Origin of the sequence: Streptomyces sp. R21 (genome assembly GCF_041051975.1) — a bacterium.
GTDB lineage: Bacteria > Actinomycetota > Actinomycetes > Streptomycetales > Streptomycetaceae > Streptomyces.
In genome coordinates this window covers 7,291,962-7,308,103 of sequence record NZ_CP163435.1, presented here as the reverse complement: position 1 = coordinate 7,308,103, position 16,142 = coordinate 7,291,962, and the positions used below count along the sequence as shown (strand labels likewise).

The 16,142-nt window shown below is 68.1% G+C and carries 15 protein-coding genes; 5 read left to right on the top strand and 10 right to left on the bottom strand.

Annotation, left to right across the window (positions count from 1 at the left end):
- Nucleotides 1-33: 33 nt before the first annotated feature.
- The 4 genes from AB5J56_RS32435 to AB5J56_RS32420 all read right to left on the bottom strand — a co-directional run bounded on the left by AB5J56_RS32435 (nucleotide 34) and on the right by AB5J56_RS32420 (nucleotide 4,220).
- Nucleotides 34-1,674 carry a cytochrome bc complex cytochrome b subunit gene (locus tag AB5J56_RS32435; RefSeq protein WP_369237801.1) on the bottom strand — a complete coding sequence of 547 codons (1,641 nt, stop codon included), beginning with the start codon at nucleotides 1,672-1,674 and terminating at the stop codon, nucleotides 34-36.
- Entirely contained in the window at nucleotides 1,671-2,729 is a 1,059-nt protein-coding gene (locus tag AB5J56_RS32430) for a Rieske 2Fe-2S domain-containing protein (protein WP_369237799.1), read from the bottom strand. Before AB5J56_RS32430 ends, AB5J56_RS32435 begins: the two co-directional genes overlap by 4 nt.
- Nucleotides 2,726-3,535: a c-type cytochrome gene (locus tag AB5J56_RS32425; protein ID WP_369237797.1), complete on the bottom strand. Its 810-nt coding sequence runs from the start codon at nucleotides 3,533-3,535 to the stop codon at nucleotides 2,726-2,728. Before AB5J56_RS32425 ends, AB5J56_RS32430 begins: the two co-directional genes overlap by 4 nt.
- A 64-nt stretch (nucleotides 3,536-3,599) precedes the next feature.
- A complete protein-coding gene (locus AB5J56_RS32420) occupies nucleotides 3,600-4,220 on the bottom strand; it encodes a heme-copper oxidase subunit III (RefSeq protein ID WP_369237795.1) in 621 nt (206 codons plus the stop codon).
- A gap of 193 nt (nucleotides 4,221-4,413) precedes the next feature.
- Between AB5J56_RS32420 and AB5J56_RS32415 the strand changes: the two genes are divergently transcribed.
- Nucleotides 4,414-4,815: a hypothetical protein gene (locus AB5J56_RS32415; RefSeq protein ID WP_369242934.1), complete on the top strand. Its 402-nt coding sequence runs from the start codon at nucleotides 4,414-4,416 to the stop codon at nucleotides 4,813-4,815.
- Nucleotides 4,816-4,921: 106 nt separating this feature from the next.
- Here the strand turns inward: AB5J56_RS32415 and AB5J56_RS32410 are convergent, their stop codons facing one another.
- The 4 genes from AB5J56_RS32410 to coxB all read right to left on the bottom strand — a co-directional run bounded on the left by AB5J56_RS32410 (nucleotide 4,922) and on the right by coxB (nucleotide 9,405).
- Nucleotides 4,922-6,184, bottom strand: a complete 1,263-nt coding sequence (locus tag AB5J56_RS32410) for an Ig-like domain-containing protein (protein ID WP_369237793.1) — start codon at nucleotides 6,182-6,184, stop codon at nucleotides 4,922-4,924.
- Nucleotides 6,185-6,314: 130 nt separating this feature from the next.
- Nucleotides 6,315-6,713, bottom strand: coding sequence for a cytochrome c oxidase subunit 4 (locus tag AB5J56_RS32405; protein WP_369237791.1), 399 nt, complete (start codon nucleotides 6,711-6,713; stop codon nucleotides 6,315-6,317).
- Nucleotides 6,710-8,443: a cytochrome c oxidase subunit I gene (ctaD, locus tag AB5J56_RS32400; RefSeq protein ID WP_369237789.1), complete on the bottom strand. Its 1,734-nt coding sequence runs from the start codon at nucleotides 8,441-8,443 to the stop codon at nucleotides 6,710-6,712. The genes AB5J56_RS32405 and ctaD overlap by 4 nt, the downstream gene beginning before the upstream one ends.
- Nucleotides 8,440-9,405 (bottom strand): cytochrome c oxidase subunit II, encoded by a 966-nt coding sequence (gene coxB, locus AB5J56_RS32395; RefSeq protein ID WP_369237787.1) that lies wholly within the window; start codon nucleotides 9,403-9,405, stop codon nucleotides 8,440-8,442. Before coxB ends, ctaD begins: the two co-directional genes overlap by 4 nt.
- Nucleotides 9,406-9,672: 267 nt before the next feature.
- On the opposite strand from coxB, the gene AB5J56_RS32390 reads away from it, so the two are divergent.
- Nucleotides 9,673-11,061 carry a cysteine desulfurase/sulfurtransferase TusA family protein gene (locus AB5J56_RS32390; RefSeq protein ID WP_369237785.1) on the top strand — a complete coding sequence of 463 codons (1,389 nt, stop codon included), beginning with the start codon at nucleotides 9,673-9,675 and terminating at the stop codon, nucleotides 11,059-11,061.
- Nucleotides 11,062-11,109: 48 nt separating this feature from the next.
- On the opposite strand, the gene AB5J56_RS32385 is transcribed toward AB5J56_RS32390, so the two are convergent.
- Nucleotides 11,110-12,084: a carbohydrate kinase family protein gene (locus AB5J56_RS32385; RefSeq protein WP_369237783.1), complete on the bottom strand. Its 975-nt coding sequence runs from the start codon at nucleotides 12,082-12,084 to the stop codon at nucleotides 11,110-11,112.
- A gap of 132 nt (nucleotides 12,085-12,216) precedes the next feature.
- Between AB5J56_RS32385 and AB5J56_RS32380 the strand changes: the two genes are divergently transcribed.
- Both AB5J56_RS32380 and AB5J56_RS32375 read left to right on the top strand, forming a co-directional pair.
- The gene (locus AB5J56_RS32380) at nucleotides 12,217-12,426 is read left to right on the top strand and encodes a hypothetical protein (RefSeq protein WP_369237781.1); all 210 of its coding nucleotides are present in this window, start codon (nucleotides 12,217-12,219) and stop codon (nucleotides 12,424-12,426) included.
- 147 nt (nucleotides 12,427-12,573) lie between these two features.
- On the top strand, nucleotides 12,574-14,109 hold the full coding sequence (locus AB5J56_RS32375; protein ID WP_369237779.1) for a hypothetical protein: 1,536 nt from the start codon (nucleotides 12,574-12,576) through the stop codon (nucleotides 14,107-14,109).
- Between the two features lie 135 nt (nucleotides 14,110-14,244).
- Here the strand turns inward: AB5J56_RS32375 and AB5J56_RS32370 are convergent, their stop codons facing one another.
- Entirely contained in the window at nucleotides 14,245-14,601 is a 357-nt protein-coding gene (locus tag AB5J56_RS32370; RefSeq protein WP_101387995.1) for an iron-sulfur cluster assembly accessory protein, read from the bottom strand.
- A gap of 343 nt (nucleotides 14,602-14,944) precedes the next feature.
- On the opposite strand from AB5J56_RS32370, the gene nadA reads away from it, so the two are divergent.
- A complete protein-coding gene (gene nadA, locus AB5J56_RS32365) occupies nucleotides 14,945-16,129 on the top strand; it encodes a quinolinate synthase NadA (protein WP_369237777.1) in 1,185 nt (394 codons plus the stop codon).
- The last annotated feature ends 13 nt before the right edge of the window (nucleotides 16,130-16,142 follow it).

The window sequence follows — 16,142 nt, the reverse complement described above, 5'->3', positions numbered from 1 at the left end:
CCTGCCGTGGCGATCAGTACCGCTGGACGGGGATCAGTGGTGGCCGTGGCCGCTCGTGATCTCCTTGTACTCCTCGACGGTGGGCTTGGGGATCTGGTTGTTCTCCCCGTAGTAGCCCTTGCTGAGCTTGGCGCGCAGCTTCTGCGCGCCGCTCACCTTGCGCTCGACACCGTTCTCGTCGACCGTGGGGCCGATCTCGGCGGGCTTGTACTGCTCGTGCGCGGTGAGGGTGTGCAGCGCGTCCTGGCTGAGCGGCTCGTGCACCTCGATGAACTCACCGTGCGGCAGGCGCTTGATGATGCCCGACTCGCGGCCGTGCAGCACCTTGTCGTGGTCCCGGCGCTGGAGGCCGAGGCAGATCCGCTTGGTGGCGATGAACACGAGCACCGGTACGACGAAGAACGCGATCCGGACGAACCAGGTGATCGAGTTGATCGACAGGTGGAAGTGCGTGGCCCAGATGTCGTTGCCACCACCGACGAGCAGGACGAAGTACCAGCTGATCCACGCGGCACCGAAGCCCGTGCGGGTCGGGACGTTGCGCGGGCGGTCCAGGATGTGGTGCTCGCGCTTGTCGCCGGTGACCCAGGACTCGATGAACGGGTAGACCGCGATCGCGACCAGGACCAGCGGGAAGATCACCAGCGGGATGAACACACCCAGGACGAGCGTGTGGCCCCAGAGGTTGATCTCCCAGCCGGGCATGACACGGATCAGGCCCTCGGAGAAGCCCATGTACCAGTCGGGCTGGGCGCCGGTGGACACCATGTCCGGACGGTAGGGACCCATGGCCCAGATCGGGTTGATCGAGGCGATCGCCGCGATGACCGCGATGACACCGAAGACCAGGAAGAAGAAGCCTCCGGCCTTGGCCATGTAGACCGGCAGCAACGGCATGCCGACGACGTTCTTGTTCGTCTTTCCGGGGCCCGCGAACTGCGTGTGCTTGTGGTAGAAGACCAGGATCAGGTGGCCGACCACCAGGCCGAGCATGATGCCCGGCAGCAGCAGGACGTGCACCGAGTAGAAGCGGGCCACGAAGTCGCCGCCCGGGAACTCGCCGCCGAAGAGGAAGAACGAGAGGTACGTGCCCACGATCGGCACGGACAGGACCGCGCCCTCCATGAAGCGGACACCGGTGCCGGAGAGCAGGTCGTCCGGGAGCGAGTAACCGGTGAAGCCGGTGAACATGCCCAGGACGAACAGCAGGAAGCCGAACAGCCAGTTGACCTCACGGGGCTTGCGGAACGCACCCGTGAAGAACACGCGCATCATGTGCACGAACATGCCGGCGAGGAAGATCAGCGCCGCCCAGTGGTGGATCTGCCGGATCAGCAGACCACCGCGCACCTCGAAGGAGATGTGCATGGTCGAGTTGAACGCCTCGGACATCAGCTGACCCTGCAACGGCACGTACGAGCCGTCGTACACCACCTCGTTCATCGAGGGGTGGAAGAACAGCGTCAGGTACACACCCGTGAGGATGATGATGATGAAGCTGTAGAGGCAGACCTCACCCAACATGAACGACCAGTGGTCGGGGAAGATCTTGCGCATGTTGGACTTGGCCAGGGAGTAGATCCCCAGACGGCCGTCGGCCCAGTCGGCCACCCGCTCACCGGCGGGCGCCTTCTCGCGCGAGGAGCGCGAGTCGGTGGTGGTGGTAGTGCTCATCCGCGCTCCCAGAATGCAGGACCGACGGGCTCTTCGAAGTCGCTGAGCGCCTCGAGGTAGCCCTCGTCGTTCACACCGATGCGCAGCTGCGGAAGGGCGTGACCGGCCGGGCCGAAGATCACTCGGGCACCGTCGGAGAGGTCGAAGGTGGACTGGTGGCACGGGCAGAGGACGTGGTGCGTCTGCTGCTCGTACAGGGAGATCGGGCAACCGACGTGGGTGCAGATCTTCGAGTAGGCCACGATGCCCTCGTGGGACCACTCGAGTTCCTTCTTGTCCTTGATGTTGTCCGGCTGGAGCCGGACGATCATCAGGGCAGACTTGGCGATCTCCTTCTGGAAGTCCTCGTCGTGCTCCTCCAGGCCCTCGGGCTTGGCGAACGTCAGTGAACCGACGGCGACGTCCGAGGGACGCAGCGGCAGGTTCGTGTTCATGTTGACGAGCAGCTTGCCCTTGGACCAGAGCGTGTGACGCAGCTTGGTGCCGGGCAGCGGGCCGAGGTCGCGCAGCAGCATGACGCCGGAGAGCGGGAACAGGGCCAGCGCGCCGAACATCGTGTTGCGGATCAGCTTGCGACGGCCGAGCGCCGACTCCCGGGCACCGTCCCTGAAGTCGGCCATGACCTTGGCCTTGACCTCGGGCGGCGCCTCGATCGGGTGACGCTCGTCGGCGATCTCCACGTCGGACATCAGGGTGCGGGCCCAGTGGACCGCTCCCGCGCCGATCGTGAAGAGCGCGATGCCGAGCGTCATGCCCAGCGCGAAGTTCAGCGCGCTGATGTGCCCGATCGGGAAGACGAAGATCGACTTGTCGTTCGGGATCGCCACATAGGAGGCGATGAAGCCCACGGTGGCCAGCATCGACAGCGTGAACAGGAAGGCAACCGCACGCTCGGAGCGCTTGGCGGCCTCCTCGTCGATGTCCTGGACGCGGTGCTCGTGGGGCGGCAGGCCGGGATCCGCGAACGGGTTCTTCTCGTCCGCGACGGCGACCGTGCCGTGCTCGTCGTCCTGCGCTACGGGCAGGTTCTCTTCTGGAATCTCTTGGCTACTCATGACTTCTTGGCCTTTGCGGTCCGAGCGGCGACCCAGACGGCGACGGCGACCAGGGTGCCGAGGCCGAAGATCCAGCCGAACAGGCCCTCACTGACCGGCCCGAGGCCGCCCAGTTCGAGGCCGCCGGGGCTCTCGGTGTCGTCACCGTTGACCGCGTCGAGGTACGCGATGATGTCCTTCTTGTTCTTCTCCGACAGCGTGGTGTCGGGGAAGGACGGCATGTTCTGCGGGCCGGTCTGCATGGCCTCGTAGATGTGCTTCGGGTCCACACCCTCAAGGTCCGGCGCGAACTTGCCGTGCGTCAACGCACCGCCCTTGCCGGTGAAGTTGTGGCACTGCGCGCAGTTGGTGCGGAACAGCTCGCCACCCTTGGCGATGTCCGCGCCCTCGGGGTTGACCTGGTTCTTCGTCGGGATCGAGGGACCGGCACCGAGCGACGCGATGTACGCCGCGAGCTGGTCGATCTCGGCCTGCGAGTAGATGACCTTCTTCTTCGGGACCTGCGCGCCCGGCTGCTGGGCCGGCATACGGCCGGTGCCGACCTGGAAGTCGACCGCCGCAGCGCCGACTCCCACCAGGCTCGGCCCGTCGGAGCTGCCCTGACCGCCGGTCCCGTGGCAGGTTGCGCAGCCCACGGAGTAGAGCTTCTTGCCCTCGTCGATGGCGAGGGACTGGGCAGTGTCATCGGCCTGCGCCTTGCTCGCGGGTGCGAACGCGGCGTACAGCCCCCCTGTGCATGCCAGCGCGAGGAGTAGGACGACGACCGCCGCCAGCGGATGGCGTCGTCGTGCGGAGAGCTTTTTCACGGATTACCCCGGTGTCAGGATCTTCTGCGTCGGTGCTTCTGGATGTTTCGGGCGGTGGGCCCGATTACTTGATCATGTAGATCGTGGCAAAGAGGCCGATCCAGACGACATCGACGAAGTGCCAGTAGTAGGACACGACGATGGCGGCGGTTGCTTGCTCATGGGTGAACCTCTTGGCCGCGTACGTCCTGCCGAGGACGAGCAGGAAGGCGATGAGGCCACCTGTCACATGCAGACCATGGAAGCCGGTGGTCAGGTAGAACACCGAGCCGTACGGGTCGGAGGAGAGCGAGAGCCCGTCCTTCTTGACCAGCTCGGTGTACTCGAAGACCTGACCGCCGATGAAGATCGCACCCATGATGAAGGTGACGATGAACCAGCCCCGGAGCTTCTTCACGTCCCCGCGCTCGGCGGCGAACACGCCGAGCTGGCAGGTCAGCGAGGAGAGCACCAGGATCGTGGTGTTCGTCGCGGAGAACGGGAAGTTGAGATGGCCCGCCATCTCCTTCCAGTGATCCGGCCCGGTCACCGATCGCAGGGTGAAGTACATCGCGAAGAGGGCCGCGAAGAACATCAGCTCGGAACTCAGCCAGATGATGGTTCCGACGCTGGTGAGGTTCGGCCGATTGACCGACGGGTGCGCGTGCCCGGTTTCTACTGTCGTTGCTGTCGCCACGACCGACATTATGTCGGTCGCTTATCCCGCCCTCACGCCGGGGGGTGCCGTTCGGAGTGTTCGTGGGGTGTGTCCTGCCCGTATGGCTCATCGAAGCGCTGTCCGAACCGGTGTTGACGAGGTGTTCGGAGGAGTAGCATCCGCGCATCGGTTCACACCCGTACGACGCCGAAACAGTGTCTTCTAGATGCTCGGAGGAACAATGCAGCCGACCGCCACGGTGCTGGTCTACAGCGACGACTCCAACACCCGCGAACAGGTCAGGCTGGCGACCGGCCGCAGGCCGGCCTCCGATGTTCCGCAGGTCGAGTTCATCGAGTGCGCGACCCCCGCGGCCGTCATCAAGGAACTGGACCGGGGCGGCATCGACGTCTGCGTCCTGGACGGCGAGGCGGTCCCGATGGGCGGAATGGGTGTCTGCCGCCAGATCAAGGACGAGATCTTCAACTGCCCGCCCGTGCTGGTCCTCATCGGCCGCCCCCAGGACGCCTGGCTGGCCACGTGGAGCCGTGCGGACGCCGCGGTGACCTTGCCGGTCGATCCGGTGGAGTTCGCGGCGTCCTTGGCCGCGCTGCTGCGCCGTAGGGCTGCGCTGAGCGCCTAGGAGCTCGGGGCGGCCCGCCGTCTTGCGACTGCGGGCCGTCCTGGGTTGCTCGAGCCCACGCGGCGGAGCCGCACATGTGACGGCCTCGCGCCCCTGAAGGGGCGCTTCAGACACTCTCTGGCCTCAGGCGGGCCCTGTCCGTCGCGCTCGGGCCGTCGGGGGTGCCCTTGAGGAGGGAGCTGCCCTTGCGCCACTTCTTCCAGCCGAGGTTCCAGTCGCCGAAGCCGTTGCCGAACGGATCCATCGTCTCGCCGTCGGAGTTGACGACCTTCACGACGTCGCCCACGCGGACGGCGTTGAAGAACCACTCGGCGTCACCGGTGCTCATGCCGGTGCAGCCGTGGCTGACGTTGGCGTACCCCTGGGAGCCCGTCGACCAGGGCGCGGCATGCACGTATTCACCGCTCCATGTCACGCGTGTGGCGTAGTACACGGGCAGGTCGTACGAGTCCGAGGAGCCCTCGGCGATGCCGATGCTGGTACCGCGCATCCGTACGAAGTACTCCTTGCCCAGCACGACCTTGACGCCGTTGCGGGTCTCGAAGCCGGGCTTGCCGGTGGTGACCGGGATCTCGTTGATCACTTTGTTGTTCTTGTAGACGGTCATGGAGTGCGAGGCCGCGTCCGTCACGGCGATGACGCGGTCGCCGATGGTGAGCTTCAGGGGCTTCGTGTCGCCGCCCCAGAGCCGTTCGGCGACCTTGACGCCCGCGAGGTTGCTGTGCGCCAGGACGGTGGCGTGGGCGGGCCAGTACTCCTTGGGGCGGTAGTGCAGCGTCTTGTCGTCCACCCAGTGCCAGGCGCCCTCCACCTCGGGCGTGGAGTCGACCCGCAGGGCGCGCTCCACGACCGCCCGGGCGGCCTTGTCCTTGACGGGCTTGCTGAGTTCGGCGGTGACGGGCTGACCGACGCCGTACTTGCCCGCCTCGGGCCCGAACTTCACCGTCAGCCGCTTCTTGGTCTTGGGCGTGCTGGTGTCGAAGGCGACGACCTTGCGGCCGGGGGCGCCGTCCTCGTCCTCCGTGCTCACCCGCACCGTGTAGTGGGCGCCCGCGGCAAGCGGGGAGGTGCTGTGCCAGCGGCCTCCGTCGGCGGCGAGTTCGCCCACCACGTACCGCCCGGTCGCGTCCGTGGCCGTCACATCGGTGATGCGCCCGTCGTCGCCGTCGGCGGTGATCTCCAGGGGCTTGTCGGGGTCGGCCTTCTTGCCGCCGCCGGTGGGGCTGTTGAAGGAGATCTGCCCCGCCGCGTCGTACGGCTTGGCCGAGAGCGGATGGCCGCCGGAGCCGCAGGCGGTGGCGCCCGCGCCGAGGGCGACGACCAGCGTGGTGCAGCTGACGACCGTGCGGATTCGCGGTGAGTGGCTCATGGACTCACGCTATGGAGCTTCGTCAGCTCCAGCGCGGTGGGTAACTCGGAAGAGGGACGGAACGTGCGGCAAAAGAAGGAGCCCGGACCCTCCTGACGGAGTGTCCGGGCTCCACAGCGCCGAGCGCGTGCTACTGGGTGCGGTTCTCACCGTGGTAGTACTCGAAGACCCAGCCCCACAGGCCGATCAGGATGATCGGGGCCGAGAAGTACATCAGCCACCAGCCGAAGACGACGCCCATGAAGGCGAGCGCGCCACCGACGCCGAGCGCGAGCGGCTGCCAGCTGTGCGGGCTGAAGAACCCGACCTCGCCGGCGTCGTCCGCGACGTCGGCCTCCTTGTTGTCCTGGGCGCCCGCGTCGACACGCGAGGCCGTGAAGGACAGGTAGAAGCCGATCATGACGCTCAGGCCGAAGCCCAGGAAGAGCGCCGTGGTTCCGGCAGGCTCCTTCGACCACACGCCGTAGACGATCGCCATGGCCAGGATGAAGACGGCCATCCAGATGAACATCTTGCCCTGGATCTTCACTTGCCGGCCTCCTTGCCACCCGCGAGGGCGCTGGCACCGTGACCGCTGTGCTCAAGCTGCTCGAGCGCGACGATCTCCGGGTGGTGCAGGTCGAACGCCGGGGATTCGGAACGGATCCGCGGCAGAGTGAGGAAGTTGTGCCGCGGCGGCGGGCAGGACGTCGCCCACTCGAGCGAGCGGCCGTAGCCCCACGGGTCGTCGACCTCGACCTTCTTGCCGTACTTGGCGGTCTTCCACACGTTGTAGAGGAACGGCAGGATCGACAGGCCCAGCAGGAACGAGCTGATCGTCGAGATCGTGTTCAGCGCGGTGAAGCCGTCGGCCGCGAGGTAGTCCGCGTAACGACGCGGCATGCCCTCGGCACCCAGCCAGTGCTGCACCAGGAACGTGCCGTGGAAGCCGATGAACAGCGTCCAGAAGGTGATCTTCCCGAGGCGCTCGTCGAGCATCTTGCCGGTCATCTTCGGCCACCAGAAGTGGAAGCCGGAGAACATCGCGAAGACGACGGTGCCGAAGACGACGTAGTGGAAGTGCGCCACCACGAAGTACGAGTCCGAGACGTGGAAGTCCATCGGCGGCGAGGCCAGGATGACACCGGTCAGACCACCGAAGGTGAAGGTGATCAGGAAGCCGGTCGCCCAGAGCATCGGGGTCTCGAAGCTCAGCGACCCCTTCCACATCGTTCCGATCCAGTTGAAGAACTTCACGCCCGTTGGCACGGCGATGAGGAACGTCATGAAGGAGAAGAACGGGAGCAACACACCGCCGGTGACGTACATGTGGTGCGCCCACACGGTCACGGACAGACCGGCGATGGCGATCGTCGCGCCGATGAGACCCATGTAGCCGAACATCGGCTTGCGGGAGAACACCGGGATGACCTCGGAGATGATTCCGAAGAACGGCAGCGCGATGATGTACACCTCTGGATGGCCGAAGAACCAGAAGAGGTGTTGCCACAGCAAGGCGCCGCCATTGGCCGCGTCGAAGACATGTGCCCCGAATTTCCGATCCGCCTCCAGCGCGAACAGCGCGGCGGCGAGGACGGGGAAGGCCAGCAGCACCAGCACCGCGGTGAGCAGCACGTTCCACACGAAGATCGGCATGCGGAACATCGTCATGCCAGGCGCGCGCATGCAGATGATGGTGGTGATGAAGTTGACCGCACCGAGGATCGTGCCGAAGCCGGAGAAGGCCAGACCCATGATCCACATGTCGGCGCCGATGCCCGGGCTGCGGACCGCGTCCGAGAGCGGGCTGTAGGCGAACCAGCCGAAGTCGGCCGCACCCTGCGGGGTGAGGAAGCCGCCGACCGCAATCGTCGAGCCGAACAGGTACAGCCAGTAGGCGAACATGTTCAGCCGCGGGAACGCCACGTCGGGCGCGCCGATCTGCAGCGGCATGATCCAGTTCGTGAAACCGGCGAACAGCGGCGTCGCGAACATCAGCAGCATGATCGTGCCGTGCATCGTGAACGCCTGGTTGAACTGCTCGTTCGACATGATCTGCGTGCCCGGGCGCGCCAGCTCGGCGCGCATGAGCAGCGCCATGACGCCGCCGATGCAGAAGAACGCGAAGGACGTGACCAGGTACAGCGTGCCGATCGTCTTGTGGTCGGTGGTGGTGAGCCACTTGACCACGACGTTGCCGGGCTGCTTGCGCCGTACCGGCAGCTCGTTCTCGTACGAGTCTTCGGCCGCGGCACCCTGAGGTTCGTTGAGGATGCTCACAGGTTGTTCGTCTCCCGGTTCTTCTCGTGGCCCGTCTGCTCAATGCCGGCCGGGACGTAACCGGTCTGTCCCTGCTTCGCGAGCTCGGCGAGGTGGGCCTCGTAAGCCTCGGGAGAGACGACCTTCACGTTGAAGAGCATCCGGGAGTGGTCGACGCCGCACAGCTCGGCGCACTTGCCCATGAAAGTGCCCTCATGGTTCGGGGTCACCTGGAACGAGTTGGTGTGGCCCGGGATGACGTCCTGCTTCATGAGGAACGGCACCACCCAGAAGGAGTGGATGACGTCACGCGAAGTGAGGACGAAGCGGACCGTCTTGCCCTTGGGGAGCCAGAGGGTCGGACCGGGGCTCTTCCTCCCCGGGGTCCACTCGCCGGGGGTACCGACCTCGTAGACACCACCGGCGTTCGCCGGGAAGTCCTTCTTGAACCGGTCCGGAATGGCGTCCAGGTTCTTGTCGGTCTTGGCATCACCGGTCGAACCGGGGACGTTCTCGATGTAGTTGAAGCCCCAGCTCCACTGATAGCCCACGACGTTGACTGTGACGTCGGGCTTCTTGGAGAGATCGAGGAGCTTCGACTCGTCGCGTGCCGTGAAGTAGAAGAGCACCGAGACAATGATGAGCGGGACCACCGTGTACAGCGCCTCGATGGGCATGTTGTACCGGGTCTGCGGGGGAACTTCGACCTTGGTTCGGCTGCGCCGATGGAAGATGGCCGCCCACAGGATCAGGCCCCAGACCAGCACGCCGGTGGCCAGCGCGGCCGCCCACGAGCCCTGCCAGAGGGAGAGGATCCGCGGAGCCTCCTCCGTGACCGGGGTGGGCATACCCAGGCGGGGAAAGTCTTCCCAGTTGTACGAGCAACCGGTGGCTGTCGCCAGGACCAGGCCCGCAGTCATTGCCTGCAGCAGCTTCCGCCGCATCGGGCGCCGCGGCGAGCGGTCGGAGCCGTTGGGACTCACGTAGCGCCTTCCCGAGAGTCTCGCCCGCGCTGGTTGGCTGCGGCCTCGCTGGTCGGTCGCCGCCCTGCGTCGGGCAGGGGTTTGGATGTTTATGCGGACCAAACCCTACTGGACGCAATTTGGGGTCGCGCGGGGAGGGTGCCCAACGCGCCGCCGGACACCCCGAAGGGATGCTGTTCTGCTCGGATGGGGTTCCGGGACCCCCCGGAATGCCCCGCTCCGTACGCCTTCTGACGGCCCTTCCGGACCAGGGGTTAGCGTGTTCGCGTGTCCTACTTCGACGCGGCGTCCGCCGCCCCGCTCCACCCCGTCGCCCGGCAGGCCCTCCAGGCCTCGCTCGACGAGGGGTGGGCCGACCCCGCCCGCCTCTACCGCGAGGGTCGGCGGGCCCGGCTGCTGCTCGACGCCGCGCGCGAGGCGGCCGCCGACGCGGTGGGCTGCCGACCCGACGAACTCGTCTTCACCTCCTCGGGCACACGGGCCGTGCACTCCGGCATCTCGGGTGCGCTGGCGGGCCGTCGGCGCGTCGGACGCCACCTGATCGTGTCAGCGGTCGAACACTCTTCGGTGCTCCATTCGGCGGAGGTCCACGAGACGGACGGCGGGACGGTGACGCGGGTCGCCGTGGACCGCACGGGCGCCGTCCACCCCGGCGCGTTCGCCGCCGCGCTGCGCCCGGACACCGCGCTCGGCTGCCTCCAGTCCGCCAACCACGAGGTGGGCACGGAGCAGCCGGTGGCCGAGGCCGCCGGCGCGTGCCGTGCGGCGGGGGTGCCGCTGCTCGTGGACGCGGCGCAGTCGCTGGCCTGGGGGCGCGTCGAGGGCGACTGGTCCCTGCTCACGGCAAGTGCCCACAAATGGGGTGGCCCGTCGGGGGTCGGGCTGCTCGTCGTACGCAAAGGGGTGCGGTTCGCGCCTCAAGGGCCCTCGGACGAGCGGGAGTCGGGGCGCGCGGCCGGGTTCGAGAACATCCCCGGGATCGTGGCCGCGGCCGCGTCGCTGCGCGCGGTGCGGGCCGAAGCGGCCGGGGAGGCCGCGCGGCTGCGGGAACTGACGGACCGGATCCGGGCCCGGGTGCCGGAACTGGTCCCCGATGTGGAGGTGGTCGGCGACCCGGTCCGCCGGGTGCCCGGGATCGTCACCTTCTCCTGTCTCTATGTCGACGGGGAGACTCTGCTGCACGAACTGGACCGCGCGGGCTTCTCGGTCTCGTCCGGTTCGTCCTGTACGAGCAGCACGCTGACGCCCAGCCATGTGCTGAAGGCGATGGGGGTGCTGAGCGAGGGCAACGTCCGGGTGTCGCTGCCGCCGGGAACGCCTGCGGAGGACGTGGACCGCTTCCTGTCCGTTCTGCCGGGCGCGGTCGCCGCCGTGCGCGAGAAGCTGGAAGCGCCGACGGAGCCGGTGAAGGTGGCCGCCGGCGGCACTTCCGACGCCCTCGTCGTGGACGCGCTGGGCCGGCGCTGCCCGATCCCCGTCATCGAACTGGCCAAGGTCATCGGTGACGTCCCGGTCGGCGGCACGGTCCGCGTTCTGTCGGACGACGAGGCGGCGCGCCTCGACATCCCCGCGTGGTGCGAGATGCGGGGACAGGAGTACGTCGGCGAGGAGCCGGCGGACCACGGCACCGCTTATGTGGTCCGCCGGGTGTCCTGACCTACGCGTTTGCCGGCATCGCGTTTCCCGGCCCACGCGTTTCCCGAGCTACACCAGGTGGATCTGGACGTCCGCCGCGGCCTCGTCGCCGTACGCCTTGGTGAAGCGGTCCATGAAGTGGCCGCGGCGCAGCTGGTACTCCTGCGTGCCGACCGTCTCGATGACCAGCGTGGCGAGCATGCAGCCGACCTGGGCGGCACGCTCCAGCGGGACGCCCCAGGAGAGGCCCGAGAGGAAGCCCGCGCGGAACGCGTCGCCGACGCCGGTCGGGTCGGCCTTGCGCTCCTCCTCGGCGCAGCCGACCTCGATCGGGTCGTCGCCGTCCCGCTCGATGCGCACGCCCCGCGCGCCGAGGGTGGTGACGCGGTGGCCGACCTTGGAGAGGATCTCGGCGTCGCTCCAGCCGGTCTTGGACTCGATGAGCCCCTTCTCGTACTCGTTGGAGAAGAGGTACGTCGCCCCGTCCAGCAGTATCCGGATCTCCTCGCCGCTCATCCGCGCGATCTGCTGCGAGAAGTCGGCGGCGAAGGGGATCGAGCGGGAGCGGCACTCCTCGGTGTGGCGGAGCATCGCCTCCGGGTCGTCCGCGCCGATGAGGACCAGGTCGAGGCCGCCGACCCGGTCCGCGACCGCCTTGAGCTCGATCAGCCGGGCCTCGCTCATCGCGCCCGTGTAGAACGAGCCGATCTGGTTGTGGTCGGCGTCCGTGGTGCACACGAAGCGCGCGGTGTGCAGCACCTCGGAGATGCGGACGGACCCGGTGTCGACGCCGTGGCGGTCCAGCCAGGCGCGGTACTCGTGGAAGTCGGAGCCCGCGGCACCGACCAGGATCGGCGAGGTGCCCAGCTGGCCCATGCCGAAGGCGATGTTCGCGCCGACCCCGCCCCGGCGCACGTCGAGGTTGTCGACCAGGAAGGAGAGGGAGACCGTGTGCAGCTGATCCGCGACCAGCTGGTCGGCGAATCGGCCGGGGAAGGTCATGAGGTGGTCGGTGGCGATGGAGCCGGTGACTGCGATACGCACGGCGGGGACACGCTCCTGCGAGGCGAGGGGATTGACACTTCACGCTACCGGGTCGGGGCTGGGCTCTGAAGTGGCCGAAACTACCCGATAGTAGATCTTTCTTCGTGGCGTCGGCGTGCATACGGTGCCGGTATGACGAACCTCAAGGTCCACGGCACCGCTCCGCTCGACCTCGAAGGCGGCCTCGCGGCGCTGCGCGGCGACTGCGCCCGGATGGTCCCGCACTGGGCGGCACCCGACCGGATCGTTCCCCTTCCGGTGTCCCCTTCACTCATCCACGGCGTCACCGTGCCGCCCACGTCCGCCCGTCTGCTGGACGCGATGTCGGACTACGGCGACTGAGAGCGCGTTTCGAGGGAACCGCGCGCTCCCCCGCTGCGTCCCATCGCTGTCCCCCGTAAAGGGGACGTGGTGTACGACTCTCAGCGCCCTGCCCTCGGCAGGGCCGGGTCGGCACAGGGACAGCAGTGGAACCAAAGGAGCGATGCGGTGAGCACCGAGCGACCCGACAACGAGGCGACCCGTCCCGCCGAGGACGCCGAGACGGCCAAGCCGCGCCGGCGGCACTCCCCGGTGGCCGTCGTGTCGGTCGCGGCCGCGGTTCTGCTGGTCGGGGGCGGCGGGGCGTACTTCGCCACGACCGCCTCCGAAGGCGGGACCGACCGCAGCGGCACATCCGGAACCCCCGGCGGCGACGGCACTCCCCCGCCGCTCGCCCTCGACGGCTACAGCGAGGGCGGCGGCCCCGGCATCGCCGTGGGTGAGCCCAACCCCTACGGCGCGACCTACCACGCGGCCGGCAAGCTGCCCGGCGGCCCGGACTCGGCGCCCGTGTACTGGGCGAAGGGCGAGGTCACCAGGGCCGAGGTGGCGCGGCTCGCGAAGGCCCTCCGGGTGTCCGGCACACCGACGCTGACCGGTGAGGTCTGGCGGGTCGGGCCCACGACGGACGGTTCGGGGCCGAACCTCCAGGTGAACAAGCGGGCCCCGGGCACCTGGACCTTCAACCGGTACGCGCCCGGCACCGACAACTGCAAGAGCGCCACCGTGTGTGCGAGCGACCCCGCCTCCCCGTCCGCCCACGCGGTGAGCGAGGCGGTCGCGAAGAAGGCCGCCGCCCCCGTCCTGAAGGCGGTCGGCCAGGACGACGCGAAGCTGGACGCGAGCCAGCTCATGGGCGCGATACGGGTGGTGAACGCGGACCCGGAGGTCGGCGGCCTGCCCACCTACGGCTGGACGACCGGCATCCAGGTCAGCGCGCAGGGTGAAGTCACCGGCGGCAGCGGCCAGTTGAAGGCACCGGTCAAGGGCGACACGTATCCGGTCATCGGCGCGCAGAAGACGCTGGACCTGATGAACGGGAGCGGGTCGGTGGCGCCGGGCGGCGGGCGCATGGGGCCCGGCGGCTGCGCCAGTCCCGTACCGCTGAAGGACAAGGACGAGATGCCGTGCGAGCACGCCACGGTGACGCCGTCCCCCGAGCCGGTGAGCGTGGAGAAGGCGACGTTCGGGCTCGCGTCGCACTTCGTGGACGGGCGGCAGACGCTGGTGCCGTCGTGGCTGTTCGAGGTGCGGACGAAGGGCGCCGACGACAGCTTCACCGTGACGCACCCGGCGGTCGACCCGCGGTACCTGACCTCGCCGGGGCCCTCGCAACCCTCGCCGACCGAGACGCCGAGCCCGCGCCCGACCGGGCCGGGCGACGAGCCGACCGCGGCCCCGAAGGCCCGGGACGTGCACGTCGTCGGCTACACGGTCGACGGCAAGAAGCTCACCGTGAACTTCTGGGGCGGGGTGTGCTCCGGCTACGCGGCCTCGGCGGACCAGGGCTCCGACAAGGTGAAGGTCACCGTGACCGACACCCCGCAGCAGGGCAAGGTCTGCATCATGATCGCGAAGGCCTTCCACCGGACGGTGCAGCTGGACGCACCGCTCGGCGACCGCAAGGTCGTGGGGTCGGACGGCAAGGAGATCCCGAAGGGGAAGGAAGCCGGGGACGAGGCACGGTCGGCGCAGCCGCAGTAGCGGCCCTGGCAAGGAAACGACGAAGGCGGCGCCCCCGTTCTCAGGGGGCACCGCCTTCGTGCCGTTCGGCTCGGCCGTTCCGCCCGGCCGCAGAACTTGGCCGCAGAACTTGGCCGTAGAACTTGGCCGTTCGGCTTAGCTGAAGGAGTCGCCGCAGGCGCAGGAGCCCGTCGCGTTCGGGTTGTCGATCGTGAAGCCCTGCTTCTCGATGGTGTCCACGAAGTCGATGGACGCGCCGCCCAGGTACGGGGCGCTCATGCGGTCGGTGACGACCTTGACGCCGCCGAAGTCCTTGACGACATCGCCGTCGAGGGAGCGCTCGTCGAAGAAGAGCTGGTAGCGCAGGCCGGAGCAGCCACCGGGCTGCACGGCGACGCGCAGCGCCAGGTCCTCGCGGCCTTCCTGGTCGAGCAGGGCCTTGACCTTGGCCGCGGCGGCGTCCGACAGGAGGATGCCGTCGCTCACGGTGGTGGTCTCGTCCGATACGGACATCTGCTTCTCTCCCGGGTTGTACGGAGACTGCTTGCCGACGGGTGCAACCGTCGGGGCCGCGGATTCATTCCGGGCCGAGCACGTGTTTTTCGGTTCTCCCTTCATGCTCGCACATGCGCTTCGGCACGGACACCGGCCTGTGGACAACCCCACGTACGGCCTCACGGGTATCCGGTTGTCATCTGCCGATCCGGCCACCGGGATTCACGTCACATCGACGCTATGGCCGTCGTCAAACTGACGTGAAGCGGTTATGATAGATAGCGTCAATTCGACGAAAAGGCTTGACCCGCCGGATCGCCTCCGCGAACCGGGGAGCCGCAGAACAGAAAGGGTGCGTGTCGTGACCACCGCCCAGACCCAGGAGCTCGACGTACAGCCGACGCCCCTCGCCCTGCTGCTGCTCGGCCGCGAGGCCGACCCGAGGAGCGAGCGAGGCGTCGAGTGTCCCGGTGACCTGCCCTCGCCGTCCGACCCGGACCTGGTGGAGCGCGCCCGCGCGGCCAAGGAGAAGCTCGGAAGCAAGGTCTTCGTGCTCGGCCACCACTACCAGCGCGACGAGGTCATCCAGTTCGCGGACGTCACGGGCGACTCCTTCAAGCTGGCCCGGGACGCGGCCGCCCGCCCGGAGGCCGAGTACATCGTCTTCTGCGGTGTGCACTTCATGGCGGAGTCCGCGGACATCCTGACGGGCGACGACCAGAAGGTCGTCCTCCCCGACCTCGCCGCCGGCTGCTCGATGGCCGACATGGCGACGGCCGAGCAGGTCGCCGAGTGCTGGGACGTGCTGACCGAGGCCGGCATAGCCGAGCAGGTCGTGCCCGTGTCGTACATGAACTCCTCCGCGGACATCAAGGCGTTCACCGGCAAGCACGGCGGCACGATCTGCACCTCGTCCAACGCCAAGCGGGCGCTGGAGTGGGCGTTCGAGCAGGGCGAGAAGGTGCTCTTCCTGCCGGACCAGCACCTGGGCCGCAACACGGCCGTGCGCGACATGGGCATGTCCCTGGAGGACTGCGTCCTCTACAACCCGCACAAGCCGAACGGCGGCCTGACCGCCGAGCAGCTGCGCGACGCGAAGATGATCCTGTGGCGCGGCCACTGCTCCGTGCACGGCCGCTTCTCGGTGGACTCCGTGAACGACGTGCGCGAGCGCATCCCGGGCGTGAACGTCCTCGTCCACCCCGAGTGCAAGCACGAGGTCGTCGCAGCGGCGGACTACGTGGGCTCCACGGAGTACATCATCAAGGCCCTGGAGGCCGCGCCCGCCGGCTCCAAGTGGGCCATCGGCACCGAGCTGAACCTCGTACGGCGCCTGGCGAACCGATTCGCCGCCGAGGACAAGGAGATCGTCTTCCTCGACAAGACGGTCTGCTTCTGCTCGACCATGAACCGCATCGACCTCCCCCACCTGGTGTGGACCCTGGAGTCCCTCGCCGAGGGCAACCTGGTCAACCGCATCGAGGTCGACAAGGAGACCGAGGCGTTCGCGAAGCTGGCGCTGGAGCGGATGCTGGCGCTGCCGTAGCCGCGGCCCCCGG

Coding starts and splice junctions, on each gene's coding strand:
- AB5J56_RS32435 (WP_369237801.1), bottom strand. CDS start 1,674: ATGAGCACTACCACCACCACCGACTCGCGCTCCTCGCGCGAGAAGGCG.
- AB5J56_RS32430 (WP_369237799.1), bottom strand. CDS start 2,729: ATGAGTAGCCAAGAGATTCCAGAAGAGAACCTGCCCGTAGCGCAGGAC.
- AB5J56_RS32420 (WP_369237795.1), bottom strand. CDS start 4,220: ATGTCGGTCGTGGCGACAGCAACGACAGTAGAAACCGGGCACGCGCAC.
- AB5J56_RS32415 (WP_369242934.1), top strand. CDS start 4,414: ATGCAGCCGACCGCCACGGTGCTGGTCTACAGCGACGACTCCAACACC.
- AB5J56_RS32410 (WP_369237793.1), bottom strand. CDS start 6,184: ATGAGCCACTCACCGCGAATCCGCACGGTCGTCAGCTGCACCACGCTG.
- AB5J56_RS32380 (WP_369237781.1), top strand. CDS start 12,217: ATGACGAACCTCAAGGTCCACGGCACCGCTCCGCTCGACCTCGAAGGC.
- AB5J56_RS32370 (WP_101387995.1), bottom strand. CDS start 14,601: ATGTCCGTATCGGACGAGACCACCACCGTGAGCGACGGCATCCTCCTG.